Genomic DNA, 25,597 nt, shown 5'->3' with positions numbered 1-25,597 from the left:
GCCGGTCGCACTTGCAACCTCATTGCGTCACAGCCCAGCTACAACAGCGGAAGATAACGATCCGGTTCCGGTCGTCGGGGCGACTCTTGCCATTCCGTCGTGTAATCGATTTCAATCACCTCCACGCCCATCGGTGTAATCGATTCCATGAGCCACGAGGAGGTGGACCGGAGATGGCGGGCATCAAGGACGTCGCCGCCGAGGCCGGGGTCTCCGTCGCGACGGTCTCGCGCGTGCTGAACGCCCATCCGTCGGTCAGCGCGGACGCACGCACGCGTGTGCTGGCCGCGGTCGAGACGCTCGGCTACCGCCCGAACGCCGTCGCCCGTTCCCTGCGCACCGACCAGACCCACACCCTGGGCCTCGTCATCAGCGACGTGCTGAACCCGTACTTCACCGAGCTGGCCCGCTCCGTGGAGGAGGAGGCCCGGGCGCTGGGCTACAGCGTGATCATCGGGAACGCCGACGAGCGGCCCGACCTCCAGGACCACCATGTGCGGAACCTGCTGGACCGCCGTATCGACGGCCTTCTGGTCTCCCCCACCGACGGCGGCTCGCCGCTGATGCTGGACGCCGTGCGCGCGGGGACGCCGATGGTCTTCGTGGACCGGTGGATCCCGGGCGTCGACGTGCCCGTGGTGCGGGCGGACGGGCGGGCCGCCGTGCGTGACCTGGTCGCCCACCTCCACGGCCTCGGACACCGGCGGCTCGCCATCATCGCGGGGCCGGCGGCCACCACGACCGGGCGGGAACGCGTGAACGCCTTCCGTGAGGCCCTCGGCGCCTGCGGGCTCGGCCTCCCGGACGCCTACGTGGGGCAGGGCGACTTCCAGGCCGGCAGCGGGCGCCGGGTCACGGAGGGCTTCCTCGATCTGGCCGAGCCGCCCGAGGTCGTCTTCGCGGCCGACAACCTGATGGCTCTGGGCGCGCTCGACGCCATTCGCGCGCGCGGGCTGCGGGTGCCCGGCGACATCGCGCTGGTCGCCTTCGACGACATCCGGTGGTTCGTGCACACCGATCCGCCGATCACCGCCGTCGCCCAGCCCACCCGCGAGCTGGGGCGGGCCGCCGTGCGCGCGCTGGTCGCCCGGATCGAGGGGCGGCCGGGCGAGTCCGTCACGCTTCCCGCCCGGCTCGTCGTGCGCCGGTCGTGCGGCGCTCCGGGCACAGGCCGGCACCGGCGGCCCCCAGTTCCCCCGCAGTCCCCCGTACGAAGGAGTACGTCGTGAGCGACCCGGACGAGTTGCTGCGTATCGAGGGCATCCGCAAGACCTTCCCCGGCGTGGTCGCGCTCGACAGCGTCGACTTCGATCTGCGCCGGGGGGAGGTGCATGTGCTGCTCGGTGAGAACGGGGCCGGCAAGAGCACGCTGATCAAGATGCTCTCCGGTGCCTACACGCCCGACGCCGGGCGGATCCTGGTGGGCGGTGAGGAGGTGCGCATCAACGGTGCGCAGGACTCCGAGCGGCTCGGCATCGCCACCATCTACCAGGAGTTCAATCTCGTTCCCGACCTGTCCGTGGCGGAGAACATCTTTCTCGGGCGGCAGCCCCGGCGCTTCGGGGTGATCGACCGGAAGCGGATGGAGGCCGACGCCGAGGAGTTGCTCGCGCGCGTGGGCGTGCGGGTGTCTCCCCGCGCGCGGGTCCGTGAACTCGGGATCGCGCGGCTGCAGATGGTCGAGATCGCCAAGGCGCTCAGTCTCGACGCGCGGGTGCTCATCATGGACGAGCCGACCGCCGTGCTGACCACCGAAGAGGTGGAGAGGCTGTTCGCCATCGTGCGGCAGTTGCGCGCGGACGGCGTCGGGGTCGTCTTCATCACGCATCACCTGGAGGAGATCGCCGCCCTCGGGGACCGCGTGACGGTGATCCGTGACGGCAGGAGCGTCGGGCAGGTGCCCGCCTCTACCGGTGAGGACGAACTCGTACGCCTCATGGTGGGGCGGTCGATCGAGCAGCAGTACCCGCGCGAGCGGACTGATGCCGGGGCCGCGCTGCTGACCGTCGAGGGGCTCACCCGGGACGGGGTCTTCCACGATGTGAGCTTCGAGGTACGGGCCGGTGAGGTCGTCGGGATCGCGGGGCTCGTCGGGGCGGGCCGTACGGAGGTCGTACGGGCCGTGTTCGGGGCCGATCCGTACGACAAGGGTGCCGTGAAGGTGGCCGGTGCGGCCGTGCCGCGCCATGACGTCAACGCCGCGATGGCCGCCGGGATCGGGCTGGTGCCCGAGGACCGCAAGGGGCAGGGGCTCGTGCTCGACGCCTCCGTCGAGGAGAACCTCGGGCTCGTGACCCTGCGGTCCGCCACCCGGGCCGGGCTGGTCGACCTCAGGGGGCAGCGCGAGGCCGCCGCGCGGATCGCGAAGCAGCTCGGGGTGCGGATGGCCGGGCTCGGGCAGCATGTGCGCACACTGTCCGGCGGCAATCAGCAGAAGGTCGTCATCGGCAAATGGCTGCTGGCGCACACCAAGGTGCTGATCCTCGACGAGCCGACGCGCGGGATCGACGTCGGCGCAAAGGTCGAGATCTACCAGCTCGTCAACGAACTGACCGCCGCCGGGGCCGCCGTGCTGATGATCTCCAGCGATCTGCCCGAGGTGCTCGGCATGAGCGACCGGGTGCTGGTGATGGCGCAGGGGCGCCTCGCCGGCGAACTCCCCGCCGGCGAGGCGACGCAGGACACCGTGATGGCCCTCGCGGTCAGTACCCCCGGCACCCCTGCCACGCATGCCACCACCACCGACGCCGGCACCGACGGCGGCACCGACAACGACGGAACGGAGGCCTCCCGTGGCCACTGACACGCTCAAGAGCTCCGCGGGCGCGGGTGGCGCCTCCGGCCCCGGCGGCCTGCGCCGGCTGCTGCTCGACAACGGGGCGCTCACCGCGCTCGTCGTCCTCGTCATCGCGCTGTCGGCGCTGTCCGGGGACTTTCTGACCGCCGACAACCTGCTCAACATCGGCGTCCAGGCCGCCGTCACCGCGATCCTCGCCTTCGGCGTCACCTTCGTGATCGTCTCGGCCGGCATCGACCTGTCGGTGGGTTCGGTGGCGGCGCTGTCGGCCACCGTGCTGGCGTGGAGCGCCACGAATGAGGGCGTGCCCGTGGTGCTGGCGGTCCTCCTCGCCGTGGCCACCGGCATCGCCTGCGGTCTCGTCAACGGCTTCCTGATCTCGTACGGCAAGCTGCCGCCGTTCATCGCGACGCTCGCCATGCTGTCCGTGGCGCGCGGGCTGTCGCTGGTCATCTCGCAGGGCTCGCCCATCGCCTTCCCGGACTCGGTCTCGCACCTCGGTGACACGCTCGGCGGCTGGCTGCCGGTGCCCGTGCTGGTGATGGTCGTCATGGGCCTGATCACGGCGTTCGTGCTGGGCCGGACGTACCTCGGGCGGTCGATGTACGCGATCGGCGGCAACGAGGAGGCGGCCCGGCTGTCGGGGCTGCGGGTGCGGAAGCAGAAGCTCGCCATCTACGCGCTGTCCGGCCTGTTCGCGGCCGCGGCCGGCATCGTGCTCGCCTCCCGGCTGTCCTCCGCGCAGCCGCAGGCCGCGCAGGGGTACGAGCTGGACGCCATCGCGGCCGTCGTCATCGGCGGCGCCTCGCTGGCGGGCGGTACCGGCAAGGCGTCCGGCACGCTGATCGGCGCGCTGATCCTGGCGGTGCTGCGCAACGGCCTCAACCTGCTGTCGGTGTCGGCGTTCTGGCAGCAGGTGGTCATCGGTGTGGTGATCGCGCTGGCCGTGCTGCTCGACACCGTGCGGCGCAAGGCGGGGTCCACTCCGGTAGGTGCCGGTGGGGGCGGCGACAGACGCAAGCAGGCGGTCACGTATCTGCTCGCCGCCGTGATCGCGGTGGCGGTGGTCGCGGCGACCTCGCTGCTGCACACCGGATCCTCCGGCACGCAGAGGAAGGTCGGGCTGTCGCTGTCCACGCTCAACAACCCCTTCTTCGTGCAGATCCGGGCGGGCGCGGAGGCCGAGGCGAAGAGGCTCGGCGTCGACCTCACCGTCACCGACGCGCAGAACGACGCCTCGCAACAGGCCAACCAGTTGCAGAACTTCACCAGCGAGGGCGTGTCCTCGATCGTCGTCAACCCGGTGGACTCGGACGCGGCGGGTCCGTCGGTACGGGCCGCCAACCAGGCCGGCATCCCCGTCGTCGCCGTCGACCGGGGCGTCAACAAGGCGAAGACGGCCGCGCTCGTCGCGTCCGACAACGTCGAGGGCGGTGAGCTGGGCGCCAAGGCGCTCGCCGAGAAGCTGGGCGGCCGGGGCACGATCGTGATCCTCCAGGGGCAGGCGGGCACCTCCGCCAGCCGGGAGCGCGGCGCGGGCTTCGCCGCGGGGCTGAAGGACTACCCGGGCATCAAGGTGGTCGCCAAGCAGCCCGCCGACTTCGACCGCACCAAGGGCCTGGACGTCATGACGAACCTCCTGCAGGCGCACCCCGACATCGACGGTGTCTTCGCGGAGAACGACGAGATGGCGCTCGGCGCGATCAAGGCACTGGGTTCGAAGGCCGGCAAGTCGGTCCAGGTCGTCGGCTTCGACGGCACGCCGGACGGGCTGAAGGCGGTCGGGAACGGGACACTGTTCGCGTCGGTGGCCCAGCAGCCGAAGGAGCTCGGCCGGATCGCCGTGGACAACGCCCTGCGGGCCGCGGAGGGCGAGAAGGTGAGTGCGACGGTCAAGGTGCCGGTGAAGGTGATCACGAAGGAGAACGTGGCCGGCTTCGGCGGCTGACGCCCGCCCGCCGGGGCCGGCTCCGGCCCCGGCAACCGCCGCAGCTGACGTCACTTGTCACGTACGCGTATCAGGGAGACCTTCATGTACGACTACGACCTCCTGGTCGTCGGGTCGGCCAACGCCGATCTGGTGATCGGGGTCGAGCGGCGGCCGGGGGCCGGGGAGACGGTGCTCGGGTCCGACCTGCTCGTCCATCCGGGCGGCAAGGGCGCCAACCAGGCGGTCGCGGCCGCCCGGCTGGGAGCCCGAACGGCCCTGCTGGCCCGGGTCGGTGACGACGCGTACGGCCGGCTGCTGCTCGACTCGCAGCGGGCGGCCGGAGTCGACACGGTGGGCGTGCTGGCCGGCGGCGCGCCGACCGGTGTCGCGCTGATCACCGTGGATCCGTCCGGCGACAACAGCATCGTGGTGTCGCCGGGGGCCAACGGCAGGCTCACGCCCGGCGACGTGAGGGCGGCGGGCAGCCTGTTCCACGCCGCCCGGGTCGTCTCGGCGCAGCTGGAGATCCCGCTGGAGACGGTCGTGGAAGCGGTGCGGTGCACGGCGCCCGGCAGCCGGTTCGTGCTGAACCCCTCGCCGCCGCGGCCGCTTCCGCCACAGGTGCTGGCGGCGTGCGACCCGCTGATCGTGAACGAACACGAGGCGAAGGTGATCCTCGGGGACGCGGTGGTGGGTGACGACCCGGCCGGGTGGGCGCGCGTCCTGCTGGCGCGCGGGCCGCGTTCGGTGGTCGTGACGCTGGGTGCGCAGGGGGCGCTGGTGGCGTCCGCGGAGGGCGTGACCCGGGTGCCCTCGGTGCGGGTCGAGGCGGTCGACACGACCGGCGCGGGAGACGCCTTCACGGCGGCGCTGGCCTGGCGGCTGGGTCAGGGCGACGCCCTCGCCGAGGCGGCTGCCTACGCCGCGCGGGTCGGGGCGGCAGCGGTCACGAAGGCGGGGGCGCAGGAGTCGTACCCCACGCCGGAAGAGGTCGCCGCGCTGTGAAGAAGGCCGGGATCCTGAACCGTCATCTCGCCGGCGCCATAGCCGAGTTGGGGCACGGGGACGGGGTGCTCGTGTGCGACGCGGGGATGCCGGTGCCCGTCGGGCCGCGCGTCGTCGACCTGTCCTTCCGGGCCGGTGTGCCCTCGTTCGCCGAGGTGCTGGACGGCCTGCTGGCCGAGCTGGTCGTGGAGGGCGCGACCGCGGCCACGGAGGTACGGCGGGCCAATCCGGCGGTGGCCGCGCTGCTGGGCGCGCGCTTCCCGGAGCTCGGCCTCGTCTCCCACGAGCGGCTCAAGGAGCTCTCGGGGGGCGCGCGGTTGGTCGTACGCACCGGGGAGGCGACGCCGTACGCGAATGTGCTGTTGCGGTGCGGGGTGTTCTTCTGACCGTGCCGTCCCCGCCGGCGCGCGTGGAGGGGGCCGGTCGACGGACCGGCCCCCTCGGCTTTCCCCTCCCGTCAGAACCCCCCGCGATCCCCCCGGATCCCCCTCAGATTCCCCCCACGGAAGCTCTGACTCCAAGTACGACCCACGAGGGCCGGGGAGGGTTGCGTCCTGGCGCAGAATTCTCCTGCCCGATTCTCACGGGGCCGCCGGCCTCAGCGGCGCAGGGCGGTCGCCCGGTCGATCCGCGACAGCTTCTCGGGGTTGCGCACGGCGTAGAGGCCGGTGATGAGACCGTCGTCGACACGTACCGCCACGACGGTGTCGATCTCGTCGCCGACGTGCAGGAAGAGCCCCGGATGGCCGTTGACCTCCGCCGGCCGCAGCCGCGCCACGCCGGGGACCCTGCCCAGCCCGCCGATCATCAGGCGGGCCACAGCGCGAGCAGGGTCCTCATCCGGTCCTCCGCCAGCTGCGGGTCGGGGAACAGGCCCAGCCCGTCGGCGAGTTCGTAGGCGCGGACCAGGTGCGGCAGGGAGCGGGCCGACTGCAGGCCGCCGGCCATGGTGAAGTGCGACTGGTGACCGGCCAGCCAGGCCAGCAGGACCACGCCGGTCTTGTAGAAGCGGGTGGGCGCCTGGAAGAGGTGGCGGGACAGCTCGACGGTCGGGTCGAGCAGCGCGCGGAAACCGCTTGCGTCCCCCGTGTCCAGGACCCGTACCGCCCGCGCCGCCAGCGGCCCCAGCGGGTCGAAGACGCCGAGCAGGGCGTGACTGAAGCCCTGGTCGTCGCCCGCGATCAGCTCGGGGTAGTGGAAGTCGTCGCCGGTGTAGCAGCGGACGCCCTCCGGGAGCCGCCGGCGCAGGTCCGTCTCGCGCCGGGCGTCCAGCAGGGAGATCTTGACGCCGTCCACCTTTCCGGGGTGGGCCGCGACGACCTGAAGGAGGACGTCCGTGGCCCCGTCCAGGTGCGGTGAACCCCAGTAGCCCTCCAGCGCCGGGTCGAACAATCGGGCCGAGCCAGTGCAGGATCACCGGGTCGGCGGACTGGCGCAGCAGGTGGCCGTACACCTCCAGGTAGTCCTCGGGGCCGGTCGCGGCGGCGGCGAGCGCCCGGGAGGCCATCAGGATCGCCTGGGCGCCGGATCGCCCGGTCAGCTCCAGCTGCTCCTCGTAGGCCGCGCGGACCTCCGCGAGGGTGCCCGAGGTGAGCCGGTCCGTGCCGACGCCGCAGGCGATCCGGCCACCGACCGCCTTCGCCTCCGCCGCCGACCGGCGGATCAGCTCCGCCGCGCCCGCCCAGTCCAGGCCCATGCCGCGCTGGGCGGTGTCCATCGCCTCGGCGACGCCCAGCCCGTGCGACCACAGATGGCGGCGGAATGCCTGGGCGTCGAAGTAGATGTCGACGGCCGGGTCGGCGAGGACCGCGTCGAGGTCGGTGGAGACGTGTTCCAGGCCGTGCCGTTCGGCGATCGCCCGCAGGGCGTGCTCGCGCCGGCCGACGAGCACGGGCTCGGGCCACAGCACGGTGCCGTCGCCGAGGTCGAGGCCGCCCTGTTCACGCAGGGCCAGAAGGGAGCGGACGAGGTGCTGGCGACAGCCCATGCGCCCGGTCACGCCGTTCATGGCGATACGCACCGTCTTGCGGTTCACGTGGGTCCCTCTCGCTGTGCTGTGGCCGGTGGGGAGCGAGGCAGTGAGGCAGTGCAGCAAGCGCTTTCTACACGGAGAAGCCAACTTCTGGGCAGGGGTCCGGCAAGGGTGTGACCGTCTTGAGTTGTTCGAGGGGGCGAACAACGTGAGGCCGTGGCCTTATGGTCAACGCGGATAGTCACAGGATGCGCTACCGGAGGACGACATGACGGTGACCCTGGCGGACGTGGCGGCCCGCGCCCAGGTCTCCCCCGCGACGGTGTCGCGCGTGCTGAACGGGAACTATCCGGTCGCCGCGTCCACCCGCGAGCGGGTGCTCAAGGCGGTCGACGAGCTGGACTACGTCCTCAACGGGCCCGCCAGCTCGCTCGCCGCCGCCACGTCCGACCTGGTCGGCATCCTGGTCAACGACATCGCCGACCCCTTCTTCGGGATCATGGCGAGCGCGATCCAGTCGGAGATCGGCGGCCCCGGCGGCAGGGCCGGCGGGGAACGGCTCGCGGTCGTCTGCAACACCGGCGGCTCCCCCGAGCGCGAGCTGACGTATCTGACCCTGTTGCAGCGGCAGCGCGCCGCCGCCGTCGTCCTCACCGGTGGCGCGGTGGAGGACGCCGCGCACGTGGCGGCCGTGTCGGCGAAGCTGCGGAAGCTGACCGACGCCGGGACGCGGGTCGTGCTGTGCGGCCGGCCGCCGGCACCACAGACCCAGGCGGTGGCGCTGACCTTCGAGAACCGGGCCGGCGGTCGGCAGTTGACGGAGCATCTGATCGGGCTCGGGCACCGCCGGCTCGGCTACATCGCCGGACCTCAGGAGCGGACCACGACCCGGCACCGGCTGGAGGGGCACCGGGCCGCGCTGGAGGCCGCGGGCATCCCGGACGACCCGGACCGGACGGTCCACGGCCGCTACGACCGCCGTTCCGGCTACGAGGCCACGCTGGAGCTGCTGCGCCGAGATCCGTCCCTCACCGCCGTGGTGGCCGCCAACGACTCCGTGGCGCTGGGGGCCTGTGCGGCGCTGCGGGAGTCGGGGCGCCGGATACCGCAGGACGTCTCGGTCGCCGGCTTCGACGACCTGCCCTTCGGCATCGACGCGGTGCCCGCGCTGACGACGGTCCGGCTGCCGCTGGCGGAGACGGGGGCACGGGCGGGACGGATCGCGATGGGACGCGAGGAGCCACCGCCGGGCGGGATCGCGACGGTGCGGGGGGAGTTGATGGTGCGGGGGTCGACGGGCGTGCCCCGGGGGTGAGGGGCGAGCGCAGCCGCGCAGGCGCAGGAAGGCCGCCGGGGAGCCCTGACCGTCCCACCGGGGCACCGGGCACGTGAGGGCCGCGAGGGCCTGGTCTCAGGACGGCAGGCGATGGGTCACGTGGGTCACCGAACTCGCGGCGCGCGACGAAGGCGCCCCGTTCAAGGTGTAGGCCAGGTCGGCCAGGGTGCCCTGCGGTGAGGTCGCCTCGATGGGCTTGGGGCGGCTGGTGTTGTCGACGTCGGCCTTCTGCACCGTTCCGCCGGGATACGTCGTCGTGGTGCGGACGTCTTTGTTGTTGTACCTGTACGTCGTCACGCGGCCCTGCGGATTCTTCAGCTCGGAGAGCCTGTTGACCTCGTTCCAGGTGTAACGGTCGGCTTCGTCGTCCGGGACCGGGAGGTCGGCTTCGTCCGTCCGGCACGGCCCTGGAGCAGCAGGCGGCCCCCTCACGGGCCCACGTGGCCGTCGGCCCGTGACGGCGCGGCGACGACGGCGAAGCCCGTGACGTGCGGCGGCCGGACGTACGGTTCAGGCCGCCGTCCCGCATCCGCCCTCAGGGACGGATCCCGTCGCAGGCGATGGGCAGGTGGCGGGGGCCGCGCAGCACCGCGTTGCGGCGGTACGGGGGCGGGTCCTCCAGCAGGCGGGGGTTTTCCAGGCGGCGGGCCAGTTCGGAAAGGGCGAGCTGGGCCTCCAGGCGGGCCAGCGGTGCGCCGAAGCAGCTGTGGACGCCGCTGCCGAAACCGAGGTGCTGGATGTCCCCGCGGTCCGGGTCGAAGCGGTCCGGATTGTCGAACCGGCGCGGGTCACGGTTGCCGGACGCCAGCACCAGCCAGAGGGAGGCGCCCTTGGGGATGGTGACGCCGCGGATCTCGATGTCGGCCAGGGTGGTGCGCTGCGGCACCAGCTGCACCGGCGGTTCGAAACGCAGCAGCTCCTCGACGACGGGCACGGCGAGCCCCGGCTCCGCCCGCAGCCGGCGCAGGACGTCCGGGTTGCGCAGCAGGGTCAGCATCCCGTTGGTGACGAGGTTGACCGTGGTCTCGTGCCCCGCGATCAGCAGCAGCGCCGCCGTGCTGAGCAGCTCCATCGTGGTCATCGCGCCGTCCGGGCCCTCGGCGGAGGCGAGCGCGGAGATCATGTCGTTCTGCGGGTGCTTGCGGCGCTCCTCGATCAGGCCGGCCAGGTACATGCCGAGCTGCAAGCGGGCGTCGTGCGCCCCCTTGCCCCGGTCGGCGGGGTCCGCGTCCGGGTCGGGGTCCAGGCTCGCCGCGATGGCGTCCGCCCAGCCGTGGAAGCGCGGCTCGTCCTCGCGCGGCACTCCGAGCAGCCGGCAGATCACGGTCACCGGGAACGGGTAGGAGAACTCGTCCACCAGGTCGAACCGCCCCGGGTCGGCGATGCCGTCGACGAGGCCGGAGACGATGCCGTGCAGCTCCTGGCGCATCCCGTCGAGCCGGTGCGGGGAGTGCGGCGGCCCGAACGGCCGGTTCGTCATGCGCCGCAGCCTGTCGTGCTCGGGCGGGTCGAGCCGCAGGAAGCTCGGCGGCAGGACCGCCTGCTCCTCCTGGTCCGCCTCGGCCAGCGGGTCGTGCGCGGTGGAGGCGAGGTTGCGGGCGTCGGAGCTGATGCGGGGGTCGTGCAGGAGGCTGCGGATCTCGTAGTAGGTGCTGACGACGTACGGCCCGTCGTCCTGGTGGAGCACCGGCGTCTTGCGCAACTCCTCGTAGATCGGGTAGGGGTCGGCGCGGTTGGCGTAGTCCAGGATCTGATGCAGCGGAGATGGCGTCATCGTCAGTCCTCGTGGCCGTGCGGGTCAGTGCGCGGGAGTGAACGTCATCCGGCGGTCGGCCGGTGAGTATCCGCTGAGGGTCACCGTGGGGCCGTGGGTGGGCACCGACGGGTCGGGGAAGTCCGCGTCCACGGGACGCTGCCCGCCCGGGCTCCGGCCGACCGTGGGGAACGGCGGCGGGAACGGCGCGGTGGTCTCGATCAGCTCCTGGTAGAACGGCAGCCACCGGGCGTGGTCGAAGGAGACCGCGCCGATGACGCGGCCCTGGTACCCGTAGACGCCGACGAACCGCCGGTCGGTCAGCGAGCCCTGGGAGACGAGGATCTCGGTGCCCAGCGACGGCACCCCGACCGACTTGATGTTCACGCCGAACTGCGAGGACCAGAAGGCCGGCACCCACATGTGGGGCAGGCGGTCGGCGCTCTCGCTGAGCATGTTGTGCGCCGCGATCCCGGCCTGCTGGACGGCGTTGCCCCAGTGCTCCAGAGACAGGAACTGGTAGCCGAACAAGGGGTGCGGGGAGCGGGCCACGTCGCCGGCGACGTAGATGTCGTCGGTCACGATGCCGCGGATGTCGAAGGCGCGGCAGCCGGCGTCGCAGGCGATGCCGCGGGGGCCGGCACCGAGCCCGGAGCCGGCGAGCCACTCCGTGTTGCGGGTGGCGCCGAGCGAGACGATCACCAGGTCGGTCTCGACGGTGGACCCGTCGGACAGGTGCGCGGCCCGCACCCGGCACGAGGCGTCACCCTCCAGGGCCGTCACCATGACCCCGCACCGCAGGTCCACGCCGTGCTCCTGCTGGAGGTCGGCGGCGACCGCGCCGACCACTCCGCCGAGCGCGCCCACCAGGGGCGTCGCGCCACGCTCGGCGACGGTCACGGCGAGGCCGCGCTCCCGGCAGGCGGAGGCGATCTCGGAGCCGGTGAACCCGGCGCCGATCACGAGGACCCGCTTGGGCCCCTGGGCGAGCCGGCGCGCGAGCCTGGCGGCGTCGTCGCGGGTGCGCAGCACGAAGACACCGTCGAGCTCGGCCTCGGTCTCCCGGGGCCATGGCCGCGCCCGCACGCCGGTGGCGATCAGCAGACGGTCGTACGGCACCTCGTCGCCGTCGGCCAGCCGTACGCGCCGCGCTGCCATGTCCAGGCCGGTGGCCGGGACGCCGAGCCGCCAGGTCGCGTCGACGGCGCGGCGCCGGGGCAGCGCCGTGCGGTCGGCGGTGGTCATGCCGAGCAGCACCTGCTTGGACAGCGGGGGCCGGTCGTAGGGGTCGTGGGGCTCGTCGCCGACGATCGTCAGGGAGCCGGTGAAGCCCTTCTCCCGCAGGGTCTCCGCGGCGCGCAGCCCCGCGAGCGAGGCGCCGACGACGACGATGCGGCCCTCGCGCCGGAGCCTGTCCAGGGATCCGTCACCGCTCATCGGGCACCGCCTCGGCGGGTGGGTCCACCTTGTCGACGAGGATGGCCTGGACGGGGCAGGCGGCCGCGGCCTGCGCGAGTCTTCCGCGCTGTGCCTCGTCCGCCTCCGGGTGGTAGAGCAGTCCCTCCTCGCCGTGCATGACGAAGACGTCGGGCGCGAGGAACGCGCACTGCGCGTATCCCTGACAGCGGTTCAGGTCGACGACAAGTCTCACCAAGGGTCGTGTCCTCTCCGGCGGCCCGGTCCCCCTGCGGCCATCGTGCGCGCCCCGGCGGGAGGCGGCGACGAGGAGGGGTCCGTCGGAGTGAATCCCGCCCGCCGCCTCAGGCTCCGGCGGCAGGCGGCCGGCCGGGGGCAGGCGGTCCCGCGGGCCGCCCGCCACGCAGGATGTGCAGGCTGACGATTAGCGCCCAGGCCGGGAAGACCAGCTCGGACCAGGGCAGATTCGCTCCCACCACGAGCAGCACCAGACCGACGAGGTAGCCGAGCAGGATGAGGGGGCGCGGGAGGACGCCGAGGCGGGCGCCGATGGTCGAGGCCGTGAAGACGAACACCGCCGCCATCCGCAGCCCGTACGTGGTCAGCAGCGTGTAGGCGAAGAAGCGGCCGAACGACGAGTGCTGCCGGCTGTCGTCGAGTACGGTCCCGGCCGCCGCGCCGCTGCCGAACAGCATGGCGACGAAGACCAGTCCGCTGCCCAGGAACACGGTGGACACGAAGCGGTCCTCCCCCGCGCCGGCCTGCTCGCGCAGCGCTCCCATGAACCACAGGAAGGCGATCCCGGCGAACGGCAGGAGCTCCAGCGCCGTCTGTACGGCGCCTCGCTGTCCGGCGTCGACGGTGACCTCGGTGCCGTCCGCCCCGCCGGGCAGGGCGAGGCGCACCAGGATGATCGCCGCGGCCATCAGGAGCGCGAACACGACTCCGGCGATCCCGGCGGCCCGGGGTGTCCCGAGACGCTCGTCCTTGTGCCCCATGGTTCCTCGCTCTCTCTGCGGCCTTCCCGCCCGCGGGCGTCCGCCGTGCTCCGCCGGGCCTTGCGCCCCTCCTCCGTACAGACAGCAGCAATCCGGGACGTCCCGCCACCGGGCCGCGACGGCCTTCGGACGGCCGGTGGTCCCGGGCTTGACCTCAAGCGCGCTTGACGTACGACGCTCGTGGCATGAGCGATCACCACGCGTCCCAGGACAGCCCCGTCCAGACCCTTGTCCAGACCTCTGTCCAGACCCTTGTCCACCGCCTCTTCCGCGCACTCGACGCCCGCGAGTTCGCCCCGGGCTGGATGGGCGGCCTCGCCACCGAGGACGTACGGATGGAGACACCCGTCGGCACCGCCGAGGGGCTGGAGGCGGTCGGGCGGCTCGCCGAGGAGGCGGTCGGGCGGTTCGCGCGGACGCAGCACATGGCGTCCGGGATCCTGATCGACATCGCGGGCGGGCGGGCCGACGTCTCCTGGAACGCCCACATGACCCATGTCCACGACGACGAGACCCTGTTCACCGTCGGGGGGCGTTTCGACGCCGAGGTGCGGCATACGCCGGACGGCTGGCGGTTCAGCCGGATGGCGGTGCGGCCGGTGTGGACGCAGGGGCGGCCGCCCGTCGTGGAGTGAGACCGAAAGGAGCGGCCGCCGGCGATGAGCGGTCCGGGTCACGGTCCTGCCGAGCAGTCTCCCGGCGACGCTTCCGCGCCGCGATGCCACGACGCGGAAGCGTGCAGCGGGGGCCTCTCAGCGCGGTTGAGGCGCCGTCGGCCGACCGACCCGGACAGCGGTACGCGCGGTCCTCGGCTCCGGCCGGGCGCCGCGCCCCGAGGACGTGGTGCTGCGCGAGCCCGCCCCCGGCGAGCTGGGCTGGATCGTGCAGCGCAACGCCGCGCTGTACGCCGCCGAGCACGGCTGGAACACCGACTACGAGGGGCTGGTCGCCCGGATCGTCGCGGACTTCGCCGAGGACCACGACCCGCATCTGGAGCGGGTGTGGATCGCCGAACTGGACGGGCGTCCGGTGGGGTGCGTGATGTGCGTACGGGACGAGGCGCCGGCGACGGCCCGGCTGCGGCTGCTGCTGGTCGAACCGGACGCGCGCGGCCTCGGCATCGGCGACCGGCTGGTGCGCTCGGTCGTCGGCTTCGCGCGCGGGGTCGGCTACCGCGACCTCGTCCTGTGGACGAACGACGTGCTCACCGCCGCCCGCCGCGTCTACCAGCGGCACGGTTTCGTGCTGGTCGCCGAGAAGCCGCACCGCTCGTTCGGCAAGGACCTGGTCGGCCAGGACTGGCGCCTGGATCTGCGCACGCCACGGGAGTGACGGCGGCACCGCGCAGGAGTCGGCGGCCACCGCACGGCACGGGCCCCGGCGGCGCCGCGCGGGGCGAATCGGCGGCACCGGAGTGACGGCAGGGCCCCGGGTGTACGAAGCTGGATACATGAAGCTCGCGTTCTCCACCCTCGGTGTCCCCGGCCTCCCCCTGCCGGAAGTCCTCCGGCTCGCGACCGAGCACGGCTACCACGGTGTGGAGCTGCGCGCCCACCCCGAGGAGCCGGTGCATCCCGGCATCGGGGCCGCCGAACGGGCGGATGTCGCCGCCGAGTTCAAGGCGTCCGGCGTCGAGCTGCTCGGTGTCGCCGGGTACACGCGCGTGGCCGCGCCGGGCGACGACGAGCCGGTCCTCGCCGAGCTGCGCGCCCTGCTCGACCTGGCCCGTGACCTGGGCGCGCCGTACGTCCGGGCGTTTCCCGGCGGCACGGCGGAGCAGAGCCCCGAGGAGGCCGACGCGACCGCCGCGCGCCGTCTGGGCGCGGCCGCCGAGCACGCCACCGACGCGGAGGTGCGCATCCTCCTCGAGACCCATGACTCGCACCGCACGGGCGCCGACGCGATGCGCGTCCTCGGCCTGGTCGGCCACCGCCAGGTCGGCGTCCTGTGGGACGTGATGCACACGTGGCTGGGTGGTGAGCAGCCCTCGGAGACGTACGCGGCCCTCTCCCCCCACCTGGGCTATGTCCAGGTCAAGGACATCGCCTCCGCCGACGACAGGACGCCGCTTCCCCTCGGCGCCGGAGTGCTCCCCCTCGCCGAGACCGTGGAGCTGCTCTCCCGGCAGGGCTGGGACGGCTGGCTGTGCTGGGAGTACGAGAAGCGCTGGTACGAGGAGGCGGCGCCGCTCCCCGGCCTGCTGGACGCGGGCCGCGACCACTTGGGGCGACTGCTCAACGACTCGGCCTGAACGGCGTCGCGGGCCGCCCGAGTTGACCGGCGGGGCGACCCCTCGGCAGACGCTCGGCTGCGCGAACGCCTGGCGGGAGCCCGGCAGGACTCATGAGCGGACCACGTCCGCCCGGCGCGCCGGTGCGTCCACGGGACGGACCGCCAGGGGGCGCCGGGGCGTCACGGACGTGAGGGCCACTCCGCCCACGAGCAGCGCCGCCGCACACCAGCGCAGTGGCGTCATCGACTCGCCGAGGAACAGCGCCGCCGACGTCATCCCGAAGGCCGGGACCAGCAGCGAGAAGGGCGCGACGGTGGAGGCCGGGTGGCGGCGCAGCAGCCAGCCCCAGGCGCCGAATCCGAACACGGTGGCGATCCAGGCGACGTAGAGGACGGTGCCGGCGCCCTGCCAGTCGAGGGCGCGCAGGGCCTCGTGGTCCCGGGTGGGCCCTTCCAGGAGGAGGGACAGGGCGAGGAGGGGCAGGACGGGGACGGTGCTCACCCACACCATGAAGTTGAGGGCGTCCGGGGGTGCGGCCCTGCGGGTGAGGACGTTGGAGGCGCCCCAGCAGGCGGCTGCCGCGACGACCAGCGCGAAGGCGGTCAGGGGGCCCGAGGTGCCCTCGTCGACGGCGGCGACGGCGATGCCGGCGAGAGCCACCAGCATCCCCGACGCCCGGATCCAGGTGGGTCGTTCGCCGAGGGCCAGGAAGGCGATCAGCGCGGTGAACACCGCCTGCGCCTGGAGCACCAGTGACGACAGCCCGGCCGGCATCCCGGCGTCCATCCCGACGAACAGCAGGCCGAACTTCGCCACCCCGAGAGCCAGTCCGACCGCCATGATCCACTTCCAGGCCACCTTCGGCCTACCTACGAGGAAGACGGCGGGGACGGCCGCCACCAGGAAGCGCAGGGCGGAGAAGAGCAGGGGCGGGAAGTGGTCGAGACCGATTTCGATGACGGTGAAGTTGACGCCCCAGACGGCGGCGACGAGGACGGCGAGCAGGAGGTGGGCGGGTCGCATACGTCGAGGATCACCTGCAACGACCATGTAGCACCAGCGATGCTTGCTGCATGGTTGGATGAAGCGGAGCTAATCGACCGAGGAGTGGCCGCCATGCTCGACCTCCAGCGACTGCGGGCCCTGCACGCCGTCTTCGTGCACGGCACGGTCGGAGCGGCCGCCGCCGCGCTCGGCTACACCCCGTCGGCCGTGTCCCAGCAGATCGCCAAGCTGGAGCGGGAGACGCGCACGGTGCTGCTGGAGCGGGAGGGGCGGGGCGTACGACTGACCGCCGAGGCGCTTCAGCTGGCCGCCACCGCACGAGAGTTGCTGGCCATCGTCGAGCGGGCCGAGACGGAACTGGAGGAACGGCGCGGGCTGCCGGCCGGCCGCCTGACGGTGGCGGCGTTCCCGTCGGCGGCGCGGGGGCTGCTGCCGGGGGTCCTGGCCGACCTGGCGAAGCGCCACCCGGCCCTGGACGCGCGCCTGACCGAGGTCGACCCCCATCTGTCGGTCGACCTGGTGGCCAGGGGCGCCGTCGACCTGGCCGTGGCCCACGACTGGGACATCGCACCGCTGCCCGCCCCGGCGGGCGTGGAGCAGGCGGTGATCGGGGACGACCTGTGCGACCTGCTGGTCCCCCGGGACCACACCTTCGCGGGCCGAACGGCGGTACGGCGACAGGAGTTGGGTGGCCAGCGGTGGGTGTGCCAGCCGCCCGGCCGGGTCTGCCACGACTGGCTGATGCGCACCCTGCGCTCGGCCGGCCACGAGCCGGACGTCGTCCACATGGCGGAGGAGAACCCGACCCTGGTGGCCCTGGTCGCGGCGGGCCTGGGCGTGGCCCTCATCCCCCGCCTGGGCCGGGGCCCGCTCCCCGGGGGCGTAGTGGAGGTCCCCCTGGATCCCCTGCCCGTCCGCCACCTCTACGCCCTCTGGCGCGAGGGCGCGGCCCGCCGCCCGGCGATCGCGGAGACGGTACGGACGTTGCAGGAGCGGTGGGCGGGGGTGGCGGAGCGGTAGGGACCTCCGGCGCGACCGGCACCTGGGACAGCCGAGTCGGGCGCGGCCCGGCGGTCGCCCCGGGGCGGCGCGGGAACCCATCCCGCACACCGCCCGTCCAACGCGCACGGCTGCCGGACGCGTCCGCTCGCACCCCCTCCGCGCCGTGACCCGGCCGGCGGTCCGCCGCCGTCGGCGCGACCCCTCCCTGCGCCGACGGCGGCCCCTCACCCGGTGGGGTGCTGTGCGTCCCCTTGACCGGCAGAAACTTCCCGGATATTGGTGGCTCCCTGGAAGTTTCCTTCAGCGATCTCCTCCGGAAGGAGCGCACGTGCACCACGCCAGCACGAAAAGCGCGGGAAACACCGCCGCCACCCCTTCGAGACGTACGGTGCTCGCCGCCACCGCGGGTGTCACCGCGGCCCTGACGGTCGGGCAGAGCACCGCGCACGCCGGCGACGACAGACGCCTGCGGAATCTCATCTCCCGGATGAGCCTGGAGGAGAAGGTCGGCCAGCTCTTCGTCTCCCGGGTCTACGGCCACTCCGCCACCGCCCCCGACCAGGCCGACATCGACCTCAACCTCGGCGAACTCGGGGTCCGCACGGCCGCCGAGCTGCTCGCCAAGTACCGCCTCGGCGGCATCATCTACTTCACCTGGGCACACAACACCCGCAGCCCGCACCAGATCGCGGACCTGTCGAACGGCATCCAGAAGGCCTCCCTCGACCTGCCCCGCGGACTGCCCGTGCTGATCTCCACGGACCAGGAGCACGGGATAGTGGCCCGCGTGGGCAGGCCCGCGACGCTCTTCCCGGGCGCGATGGCCGTCGGCGCCGGCGGTTCGCGCGCCGACGCCCGCACCCTCGGCCGGATCGCCGGCGAGGAACTGCGCGCGATGGGCATCCGGCAGGACTACGCCCCCGTCGCCGACGTCAACGTCAACCCGGCCAACCCGGTCATCGGCGTACGGTCCTTCGGCGCCGATCCGGACGCGGTGGCCGAGCTGGTCGCGGCGCAGGTCGCCGGGTACCAGCGCGCGGACGTCGCCGCCACCGCCAAGCACTTCCCCGGCCACGGCGACACCGAGGTGGACAGCCACTACGGGTTCCCGGTCATCGAGCACACCCGGCAGGAGTGGGGGGCGATCGACGCGCCCCCGTTCCGCGCCGCGATCGAGGCCGGCATCGACTCGATCATGACCGCGCACATCATGGTCCCGGCGCTGGACTCCTCCGGCGACCCGGCCACCCTCTCCCGCCCGATCCTCACCGGCATCCTGCGTGAGGAGCTGGGCTACGACGGGGTCGTGGTCACCGACTCGCTCGGCATGGAGGGCGTCCGCACCAAGTACGGCGACGACCGGGTGCCGGTGCTGGCGCTGAAGGCCGGCGTGGACCAGCTCCTCAACCCGCCCAAGCTGGACGTCGCCTGGAACGCGGTCCTGAAGGCCGTCCAGGACGGCGAGCTCACCGAGGAACGGCTGGACGAGTCGATCCTGCGGGTGCTGCGGCTGAAGGCGAAGCTGGGGCTGTTCGAGGCGCCCTACGTCAGCGCGCGGGGCGTCGACCGCGCGGTCGGCACCCGGGCCCACCTCAAGGAGGCCGACCGGATCGCCGGGCGGACGACGACACTGCTCGTCAACGAGGGCGAGCTGCTGCCGCTGTCCCGGCGCGAGCACCCCCGGCTGCTCGTGGTCGGCGCCGACCCGGCCTCGCCGTCCGGCACGACCGGCCCGCCCACCGGCGTCCTCGCGGGCGCGCTGAGCGAACTCGGCTTCACCGCCACCGCGTTGTCCACGGGTACGGCGCCCTCCGCGGCGACCGTCGACCGGGCCGTCGCGGCGGCCCAGGACGCGGACGCGGTGGTCGTGGGGACGTACAACGTCACGGCGACCAGCTCGCAGAGGACGCTGGTCGAGCGGTTGCTGGCGACCGGGAAGCCGGTGGTCGCGGTGGCCGTGCGCAACCCGTACGACGTGGCCCAGCTGCCCGGCGTCCGCGGCTACCTGGCGTCCTACTCCTGGACGGACGTGGAGGTGCGGGCGGCGGCCAGGGTCATCGCCGGAAAGGTACGGCCCCGCGGGAAGCTGCCGGTGCCGGTGCAGCGGGCCGACGACCCGGCGAGGGTGCTGTACCCGGTCGGGCACGGTCTGTCGTACTAGGAGCCGACCGGACGCAGGGCCCGGTACGCCGGGACCGTGGGCTGCGCCCGCCCGTTGTGGTCAACGGGCGGGCGCAGCACCGACGTCACGGACGCAGCGTCCGCTCCGCGCCCCGCTTGTCGAGCCGGGCGTCGTACCTGGCCAGCGGCTCGGCCAGCGCCGGGTCGGCCTCGACCGCGGTGGACGCGACTCCGGCCCACTTCAGGATCCTGGCCGTGGCGAACGCCTTCTGCTTCTCGGGGAGGCCGGCCACGTTGGCACCGTGGTTGGCGCCGGGGGCGGTGAAGACGTACGAGTCACGCGCGCCCTTGCCGAGCCGGAACTGCTCGGCGCCCCACGGGTCGTTCTCGCCGTAGACGAAGAGCATGTGCCGCGCGTTGTGGCGGACCCAGCTGTCGACGTCCCTCATCGCGCCCTGCTGGAACTTCATGGGGATCGACCGCGGCACGAAGTAGCGCGGCGGCAGGTAGCCGTAGCGGATGTACTTCTTCTCGATGTGCGGGAAGACGATCGTCGGCGCGCCCAGCTGGGTGCCCGCCTGGTAGTAGTACGGCGTGTACGGCGCCAGGCCCTGGTCGGTGTAGAAGGAGAATCCGGCGACCGTGTCGATGGAGTTCCAGATCTCGTCGTCGGTCGCGTTCCTGGCGTCCGCCGGGATGGTGTCGCAGTCGGACAGCAGGCTGTACTGCCAGAAGCCCCAGACGTAGTCGAGGACGGTCGCCTCGTACGCCTTGTCGAGGCTGCCGACGGTGTCGAAGGTGTAGCCGTTCTCCGCCGCGTAGGCCTGGTAGCGCTGCTCCAGCGGCTCCCGGCGCACCAGGGCCTCGCGCTGCACGCCGTTCAGCCGGTCGCGGCACTCCTTGGTGCCGACGCCGGCGAAGAAGCGGTCGTACGCCTTGTCCTGGTCGTTCACGACGTCGTTGGGGGCGACGTAGGCGACCACGCCGTCCATGTCACGGGGGTAGAAGCGCTCGTAGTAGGTGGCGGTCATGCCGCCCTTGGAGCCGCCCGTGGAGATCCAGTTCTTGGAGTAGAGCGGCTTCAGCGCCTTGAAGATGCGGTGCTGGTCGCTGGCGGCCTGCCAGATGTCCAGCTTGGTCCAGTCGGCCGGGCTGGGCCGGGACGGCGTGAAGAAGCGGTACTCCATGGAGACCTGGTTGCCGTCGACGATCTGGGTGGGTTCGCGGCGGCTGGGGTTGGTCGAGACGTTGTAGCCGCCGGTGTAGAAGACCGTCGGCCGCGAGACGTCCTTGTGCAGCACGGTGACGCGCTGCTGGAACGTGCCCTTGGAGGGCCCCCGGTGGTCCACGGGCTGCGTGTAGTTGAGCACGAAGAAGCGGTAGCCGGGGTACGGCTTCTCCTCGATCAGGCTCATGCCGGGTATCGAGAGCAACCGGTCCTTGATGTCGGTGGCCTCCGGCTGGGCGGCGGTGGCCGCCCCCGCCGTGCTCACGGTGCCTATGAGCACGGTGAGCGCGAGCAGCCATCTGAGCGCCTTGCGCATGCACCCTCCCTGTCAGAACAGATGTGCGCCGGAAGCTATCGGAGCAACACACCTGTGCACCAGGGTGGTTGGCGAATCAGCAGGTCAGCACAGTATCCAGCCGGAGCTCACCGACCCCCGCCCCACCGAGCCCTTCACCCACACGCACCGCTGCCCGGCGTGCACCGTCACCGGGCCCGCCCGGTGCGCGTACCTGCCCTTGTCGACGACCGGCCGGTTGCCGCGTGCCTGCACGCTGACCGACATCGAGCGCCTGGGTCCGGGGTCCTCCGGGAGCGTCACGGCGCAGACGTACCCGCCGCGCTTGTAGACCTTCACGACCCCGGTGGCGAACGGCAGCGTCCTGACCTTGCGCCCGGCGCAGCCGGACGCCGCCGCGTGCGCGTCCACCGGCGCGGCGAGCGCCAGCAGCCCGGACGCGGTCAGCAGGGCCACGCCGAGCGCCATCCGACGTCGTATCGCACCCGTGTCCACAGTCGTCCCCTCCGCGCCCCTCGGATCGACGTACGGATGTACGGACGCAGGGCGTAGGCCCGATGGTTGCACGGACGTCAGACGCCTACGGTCTCCTCGGGCTCCGGCGCCCCGACGAAGGTCCGCCACAGCGCGGCGTACCGCCCGTCGCGCGCCAGCAGTTCCTCGTGCGTGCCGTCCTCCACCACCCGGCCGTGATCCATCACCACGACCCGGTCCGCGCGGGCGGCGGTGGTCAGGCGGTGGGCGACGACGAGGGTGGTGCGGCGGCCGGTCAGCCGGTCCGTGGCCTGGTTGACCTGGGCCTCGGTCGCGAGGTCGAGCGCGGCCGTCGCCTCGTCGAGGAGCAGGACGTCCGGGTCGACGAGTTCGGCGCGGGCCAGCGCGATCAACTGCCGTTGCCCGGCGGAGAGGTTGCGGCCGCGCTCGTCGACCTGGTGGAGGTAGCCGCCCTCCAGCGTCGCGATCATCTCGTGCGCCCCGACCGCGCGGGCGGCCGCCTCCACCTCGGCGTCGGTGGCGTCCGGACGGCCGTAGGCGATGGCGTCGCGGACGGTGCCGGGGAAGAGGTACGCCTCCTGCGGTACGACGCCGAGGCGGTGCCGGTAAGCGGTGATGTCCAGGTCGCGCAGGTCGGCGCCGTCGACGGTGACCCGGCCGCCGGTCGGGTCGTAGAACCGCGCCACCAGCTTCACCAGCGTCGACTTGCCCGCTCCGGTCTCGCCGACGAACGCGACGGTCTGCCCGGCGGGGACGACCAGGTCGATGCCGCTGAGGGCCTCCTCCTCGTCGCCGTAGGAGAAGTGCACGTCCTCGAAGGCGATGTCGCCCCGCAGGGAGAGGACTTCGCGGGGTTCGTCGGCGGACTTCGTCGACGTCGGCTCGCGCAGCAGTTCCTGGATCCGGCCGAGCGAGACGGACGCCTGCTGATAGCCGTCGAAGACCTGGGAGAGCTGCTGGACGGGCGCGAAGAACAGGTCGATGTAGAGCAGGTACGCCACCAGCGCGCCCGTGGTGAGCGTGGCCGCCTCCACCCGCCCGGCGCCCACGACGAGCACGGCCGCCGCCGCGGCGGACGACAGGAACTGCACGAAGGGGAAGTAGACGGATATCAGCCACTGGCCACGGATGCGGGCCTGCCGGTAGCTGTCGCTGCGCTCCGCGAACCGCCGCCCGCCGTCCCCCTCGCGCCGGAAGGCCTGCACGATCCGCAGCCCGGACACCGTCTCCTGGAGGTCGGCGTTGACCGTCGAGACCCGCTCACGGGCGAGTTCGTACGCCTTCACGCTCGCCTTGCGGAAGAAGTACGTGGCGATGATCAGCGGCGGGAGCGTGGCGAACACCACGAGCGCGAGCTCGACGTCGATGACAAGCAGGGCGACCATGATCCCGAAGAAGGTGACCACCGAGACGAACGCGGTGACCAGGCCCGTCTGGAGGAACGTCGACAGGGCGTCCACGTCGGTCGTCATCCGGGTCATGATCCGGCCCGTGAGCTCCCGCTCGTAGTAGTCGAGTCCGAGCCGCTGGAGCTGGGCGAAGATCTTCAGCCGCAGTGAGTACAGCACGCGTTCGCCGGTCCGGCCGGTCATCCGGATCTCGCCGGTCTGCGCCACCCACTGGGCGAGGACCGCGAGGAGGGCCAGCAGCGACGCGGCCCACACGGCACCGAGCGCGGCCTTCGTGACACCGCTGTCGATGCCGTGCCGGATCAGCACGGGGAGCAGCAGCCCCATACCGGCGTCGACGGCCACGAGGCCCAGGCTGAGCAGCAGGGGTGTGCCGAAGCCCCGCAGCAGCCGCTTCAGCCCGTACGACTGCTCCGGCCGCACCGCGTGGGACTCGTCGACGGCGGGGACGTCGGTGGCCGCCGGCAGGGCGTCGACCTGGGCGAGCAGCTCCGGGGTGGCCGGGGCGCCGGTGCGGACGGCGTCCTTGGGCTCGCGGTCACCGGCCCACAGGCGGGGTGTCACCCCGCGTTCGGCGTCGAACTCGGCGTCCAGCTCGTCCCGGACGGAGGTGTCCTCCTGGGGCACGGAGGGCAGGGTGTGGCCCGGGGAGACCGCGCCGAGTTCGTCGGGGTCGGTGAGCAGGCGGCGGTAGAGGGCGGAGCGTTTCTGGAGCTCCGCGTGGGTGCCGATGTCGGCGAGCCGGCCGGCGTCCAGGACGGCGATGCGGTCCGCGAGGTTGAGCGTGGAGCGCCGGTGGGCGATGAGCAGGGTGGTGCGGCCCCGCATCACCTGCTGGAGCGCCTCGTGGATCTCGTGCTCGACGCGGGCGTCCACGGCGGAGGTGGCGTCGTCGAGGACGAGCAGACGCGGGTCGGTGAGCAGGGCGCGCGCGAGGGCGATGCGCTGGCGCTGGCCGCCGGAGAGGGTGAGGCCGTGCTCACCGACGGTGGTGTCGTAGCCGTCGGGCAGTTCCCGGATGAAGCGGTCGGCCTGGGAGGCGCGGGCGGCGGCCTCGATCTGTGCGTCGGTGGCGTCGGGGTGGCCGTAGGCGATGTTGTTGCGGACCGTGTCCGAGAAGAGGAACGAGTCCTCGGGGACCAGGCCGATCGCCGCGCGCAGCGAGTCGACGGTGAGCTCGCGGACGTCGTGTCCGCCGACGAGGACGGCGCCGCGGGTGACGTCGTAGAAGCGCGGCAGGAGGAGGGAGACCGTGGACTTGCCGGAGCCGGAGGAGCCGACGACCGCGAGGGTCTCGCCGGGGCGGATCTCGAAGCTCAGGCCGCCCAGCACCGGTTTGCAGTCGTCGTATCCGAAGTGGACGTCGTCGAACTCGACGGTGGCGGGCGCGTCGGCGGGGAGGTCGTGGTGCCCGTCCTTCATCGACGGCTCGGTGTCGATCAGCTCCAGGACGCGCTCGGTGCCGGCGCGGGCCTGCTGGGCGACGGTGAGGACCACGGCGAGCATGCGGACCGGGCCGACGAGCTGGGCGAGATAGGTGGAGAACGCGACGAAGGTGCCGAGCGTGATGTGGCCGCGCACCGCCAGCCAGCCGCCGAGGGCGAGCATCGCGACCTGGCCGAGGGCGGGGACGGCCTGGAGGGCCGGGGTGAACTTGGAGTTCAGCCGGACGGTGCGCAGCCGCCCGGCGTAGAGCTTCCTGCCGACCTCGCGGAGCTTGCCGGTCTCCTGCTCCTCCTGCCCGAAGCCCTTGACCACCCGGACGCCGCTGACGGCACCGTCGACGACGCCCGCGACGGCGGCTGCCTGGGCCTGGGCGTACCAGGTGGCGGGGTGGAGCTTGGTGCGGCTGCGCTTGGCGATGAACCACAGGGCCGGGGCGACGGCCACGGCGACCAGGGTGAGCGGCGGCGACAGCCACGCCATGATCACGAGGGAGATCAGGAAGAGCAGGAGGTTCCCGATGGTCATCGGGAGCATGAAGAGCAGGCCCTGGATCAGCTGCAGGTCGCTGGTGGCGCGGCCGACGACCTGGCCGGTTGACAGCTCGTCCTGCCGGCGGCCGTCGAGACGGATGATCGTCCCGTACATGTCCGTCCGCAGGTCGTGCTGGACGTCGAGGGCGAGACGGCCGCCGTAGTAGCGGCGGATGTAGGTGAGGACGTAGACGACGAGGGCGGCGGCGACGAGCAGGGCGGCCCAGGGGGCCATGGCGCGGGTCCTGGCACCGACCACGTCGTCGATCATCACCTTGGTGATCAGCGGGACGAGGGCCATCACGGCCATGCCGGCGAGCGAGGAGCCGAGGGCCAGCACCACGTCCTTCGGATGACGCCAGGCGTAATCCCACAGCCGTCGTGCCCATCCCCGTTGCGGTCCCACGCGGGTGCCCTCCGTCGTCCGATCGACCGGCCGCCATGATCGACCGGTCGTCCTGGTCCACCAGTCGTCCTGGTCCACCGGTCGTCCTGGTCGGCCGATCGTCCTGATCTACCGGAAGGCACCAACACCGACGGGCCCCGATTTCATCCCGCCTCAGCGATCGCGGGGCCTCGTCAGGACGCGGCGAGGTCCTGGTGCACGGCCTTGGCCACGCCCTGGA

20 protein-coding genes and 2 pseudogenes are annotated in these 25,597 nt (G+C 72.7%); 11 read left to right on the top strand and 11 right to left on the bottom strand.

Features of this window, described 5'->3' with window-relative positions:
- The first annotated feature begins 173 nt into the window (after positions 1-173).
- From ACGF8A_RS06765 to rbsD, 5 genes are all read left to right on the top strand, one after another.
- Complete coding sequence (locus ACGF8A_RS06765) at positions 174-1,229, top strand: LacI family DNA-binding transcriptional regulator (RefSeq protein WP_393104948.1); 1,056 nt, start codon at positions 174-176, stop codon at positions 1,227-1,229.
- Positions 1,226-2,803, top strand: a complete 1,578-nt coding sequence (locus ACGF8A_RS06760; protein WP_393104946.1) for a sugar ABC transporter ATP-binding protein — start codon at positions 1,226-1,228, stop codon at positions 2,801-2,803. The genes ACGF8A_RS06765 and ACGF8A_RS06760 overlap by 4 nt, the downstream gene beginning before the upstream one ends.
- Complete coding sequence (locus tag ACGF8A_RS06755) at positions 2,793-4,745, top strand: substrate-binding domain-containing protein (RefSeq protein ID WP_393104944.1); 1,953 nt, start codon at positions 2,793-2,795, stop codon at positions 4,743-4,745. The genes ACGF8A_RS06760 and ACGF8A_RS06755 overlap by 11 nt, the downstream gene beginning before the upstream one ends.
- Before the next feature lie 84 nt (positions 4,746-4,829).
- Positions 4,830-5,732, top strand: coding sequence for a ribokinase (locus ACGF8A_RS06750; protein WP_393104942.1), 903 nt, complete (start codon positions 4,830-4,832; stop codon positions 5,730-5,732).
- Positions 5,729-6,118, top strand: a complete 390-nt coding sequence (gene rbsD / locus ACGF8A_RS06745) for a D-ribose pyranase (protein WP_393104939.1) — start codon at positions 5,729-5,731, stop codon at positions 6,116-6,118. Before ACGF8A_RS06750 ends, rbsD begins: the two co-directional genes overlap by 4 nt.
- A 212-nt stretch (positions 6,119-6,330) precedes the next feature.
- Here the strand turns inward: rbsD and ACGF8A_RS06740 are convergent, their stop codons facing one another.
- Both ACGF8A_RS06740 and ACGF8A_RS06735 read right to left on the bottom strand, forming a co-directional pair.
- Positions 6,331-6,552: a hypothetical protein gene (locus tag ACGF8A_RS06740; protein ID WP_393104937.1), complete on the bottom strand. Its 222-nt coding sequence runs from the start codon at positions 6,550-6,552 to the stop codon at positions 6,331-6,333.
- Positions 6,540-7,719, bottom strand: a pseudogene (locus tag ACGF8A_RS06735) (DUF993 family protein). The gene ACGF8A_RS06740 and the pseudogene ACGF8A_RS06735 overlap by 13 nt, the downstream one beginning before the upstream one ends.
- A 253-nt stretch (positions 7,720-7,972) precedes the next feature.
- Between ACGF8A_RS06735 and ACGF8A_RS06730 the strand changes: the two are divergent.
- Positions 7,973-9,019 (top strand): LacI family DNA-binding transcriptional regulator, encoded by a 1,047-nt coding sequence (locus ACGF8A_RS06730; RefSeq protein WP_393104935.1) that lies wholly within the window; start codon positions 7,973-7,975, stop codon positions 9,017-9,019.
- A gap of 96 nt (positions 9,020-9,115) precedes the next feature.
- Here ACGF8A_RS06730 and ACGF8A_RS06725 read toward each other — a convergent pair whose 3' ends face one another.
- The 5 genes from ACGF8A_RS06725 to ACGF8A_RS06705 all read right to left on the bottom strand — a co-directional run bounded on the left by ACGF8A_RS06725 (position 9,116) and on the right by ACGF8A_RS06705 (position 13,207).
- On the bottom strand, positions 9,116-9,472 hold the full coding sequence (locus ACGF8A_RS06725) for an RHS repeat domain-containing protein (RefSeq protein ID WP_393104933.1): 357 nt from the start codon (positions 9,470-9,472) through the stop codon (positions 9,116-9,118).
- Between the two features lie 103 nt (positions 9,473-9,575).
- On the bottom strand, positions 9,576-10,814 hold the full coding sequence (locus ACGF8A_RS06720) for a cytochrome P450 (RefSeq protein WP_393104931.1): 1,239 nt from the start codon (positions 10,812-10,814) through the stop codon (positions 9,576-9,578).
- Positions 10,815-10,838: 24 nt separating this feature from the next.
- The gene (locus tag ACGF8A_RS06715; protein WP_393104929.1) at positions 10,839-12,230 is read right to left on the bottom strand and encodes an NAD(P)/FAD-dependent oxidoreductase; all 1,392 of its coding nucleotides are present in this window, start codon (positions 12,228-12,230) and stop codon (positions 10,839-10,841) included.
- Positions 12,220-12,444, bottom strand: coding sequence for a ferredoxin (locus tag ACGF8A_RS06710; RefSeq protein ID WP_393104927.1), 225 nt, complete (start codon positions 12,442-12,444; stop codon positions 12,220-12,222). The genes ACGF8A_RS06715 and ACGF8A_RS06710 overlap by 11 nt, the downstream gene beginning before the upstream one ends.
- 109 nt (positions 12,445-12,553) lie before the next feature.
- The gene (locus ACGF8A_RS06705) at positions 12,554-13,207 is read right to left on the bottom strand and encodes a hypothetical protein (RefSeq protein ID WP_393104925.1); all 654 of its coding nucleotides are present in this window, start codon (positions 13,205-13,207) and stop codon (positions 12,554-12,556) included.
- Positions 13,208-13,392: 185 nt separating this feature from the next.
- On the opposite strand from ACGF8A_RS06705, the gene ACGF8A_RS06700 reads away from it, so the two are divergent.
- The 3 genes and pseudogenes from ACGF8A_RS06700 to ACGF8A_RS06690 all read left to right on the top strand — a co-directional run bounded on the left by ACGF8A_RS06700 (position 13,393) and on the right by ACGF8A_RS06690 (position 15,458).
- Complete coding sequence (locus ACGF8A_RS06700; RefSeq protein WP_393104923.1) at positions 13,393-13,842, top strand: nuclear transport factor 2 family protein; 450 nt, start codon at positions 13,393-13,395, stop codon at positions 13,840-13,842.
- Positions 13,843-14,002: 160 nt separating this feature from the next.
- Positions 14,003-14,539, top strand: a pseudogene (locus ACGF8A_RS06695) (GNAT family N-acetyltransferase); the annotation flags it as partial.
- Between the two features lie 118 nt (positions 14,540-14,657).
- Entirely contained in the window at positions 14,658-15,458 is an 801-nt protein-coding gene (locus ACGF8A_RS06690) for a sugar phosphate isomerase/epimerase family protein (protein ID WP_393104921.1), read from the top strand.
- A 90-nt stretch (positions 15,459-15,548) separates the two neighbouring features.
- On the opposite strand, the gene ACGF8A_RS06685 is transcribed toward ACGF8A_RS06690, so the two are convergent.
- Complete coding sequence (locus ACGF8A_RS06685; protein ID WP_393104919.1) at positions 15,549-16,463, bottom strand: EamA family transporter; 915 nt, start codon at positions 16,461-16,463, stop codon at positions 15,549-15,551.
- A gap of 93 nt (positions 16,464-16,556) precedes the next feature.
- Between ACGF8A_RS06685 and ACGF8A_RS06680 the strand changes: the two genes are divergently transcribed.
- Together ACGF8A_RS06680 and ACGF8A_RS06675 are read left to right on the top strand one after the other, a co-directional pair.
- Positions 16,557-17,465: a LysR family transcriptional regulator gene (locus ACGF8A_RS06680; RefSeq protein WP_393104917.1), complete on the top strand. Its 909-nt coding sequence runs from the start codon at positions 16,557-16,559 to the stop codon at positions 17,463-17,465.
- Between the two features lie 310 nt (positions 17,466-17,775).
- The gene (locus ACGF8A_RS06675) at positions 17,776-19,608 is read left to right on the top strand and encodes a glycoside hydrolase family 3 protein (RefSeq protein WP_393104915.1); all 1,833 of its coding nucleotides are present in this window, start codon (positions 17,776-17,778) and stop codon (positions 19,606-19,608) included.
- Positions 19,609-19,693: 85 nt separating this feature from the next.
- Here ACGF8A_RS06675 and ACGF8A_RS06670 read toward each other — a convergent pair whose 3' ends face one another.
- From ACGF8A_RS06670 to ACGF8A_RS06660, 3 genes are all read right to left on the bottom strand, one after another.
- The gene (locus ACGF8A_RS06670) at positions 19,694-21,112 is read right to left on the bottom strand and encodes a S28 family serine protease (protein ID WP_393104912.1); all 1,419 of its coding nucleotides are present in this window, start codon (positions 21,110-21,112) and stop codon (positions 19,694-19,696) included.
- A gap of 84 nt (positions 21,113-21,196) precedes the next feature.
- Positions 21,197-21,559 (bottom strand): hypothetical protein, encoded by a 363-nt coding sequence (locus ACGF8A_RS06665; RefSeq protein ID WP_393104910.1) that lies wholly within the window; start codon positions 21,557-21,559, stop codon positions 21,197-21,199.
- Between the two features lie 104 nt (positions 21,560-21,663).
- Positions 21,664-25,377 (bottom strand): ABC transporter ATP-binding protein, encoded by a 3,714-nt coding sequence (locus ACGF8A_RS06660; RefSeq protein ID WP_393104908.1) that lies wholly within the window; start codon positions 25,375-25,377, stop codon positions 21,664-21,666.
- Between the last annotated feature and the right edge of the window lie 220 nt (positions 25,378-25,597).

Source organism: Streptomyces sp. NPDC047706 (assembly GCF_043204795.1).
Classification (GTDB): domain Bacteria; phylum Actinomycetota; class Actinomycetes; order Streptomycetales; family Streptomycetaceae; genus Streptomyces.
This window is presented reverse-complemented; position numbering and strand designations above follow the sequence as displayed.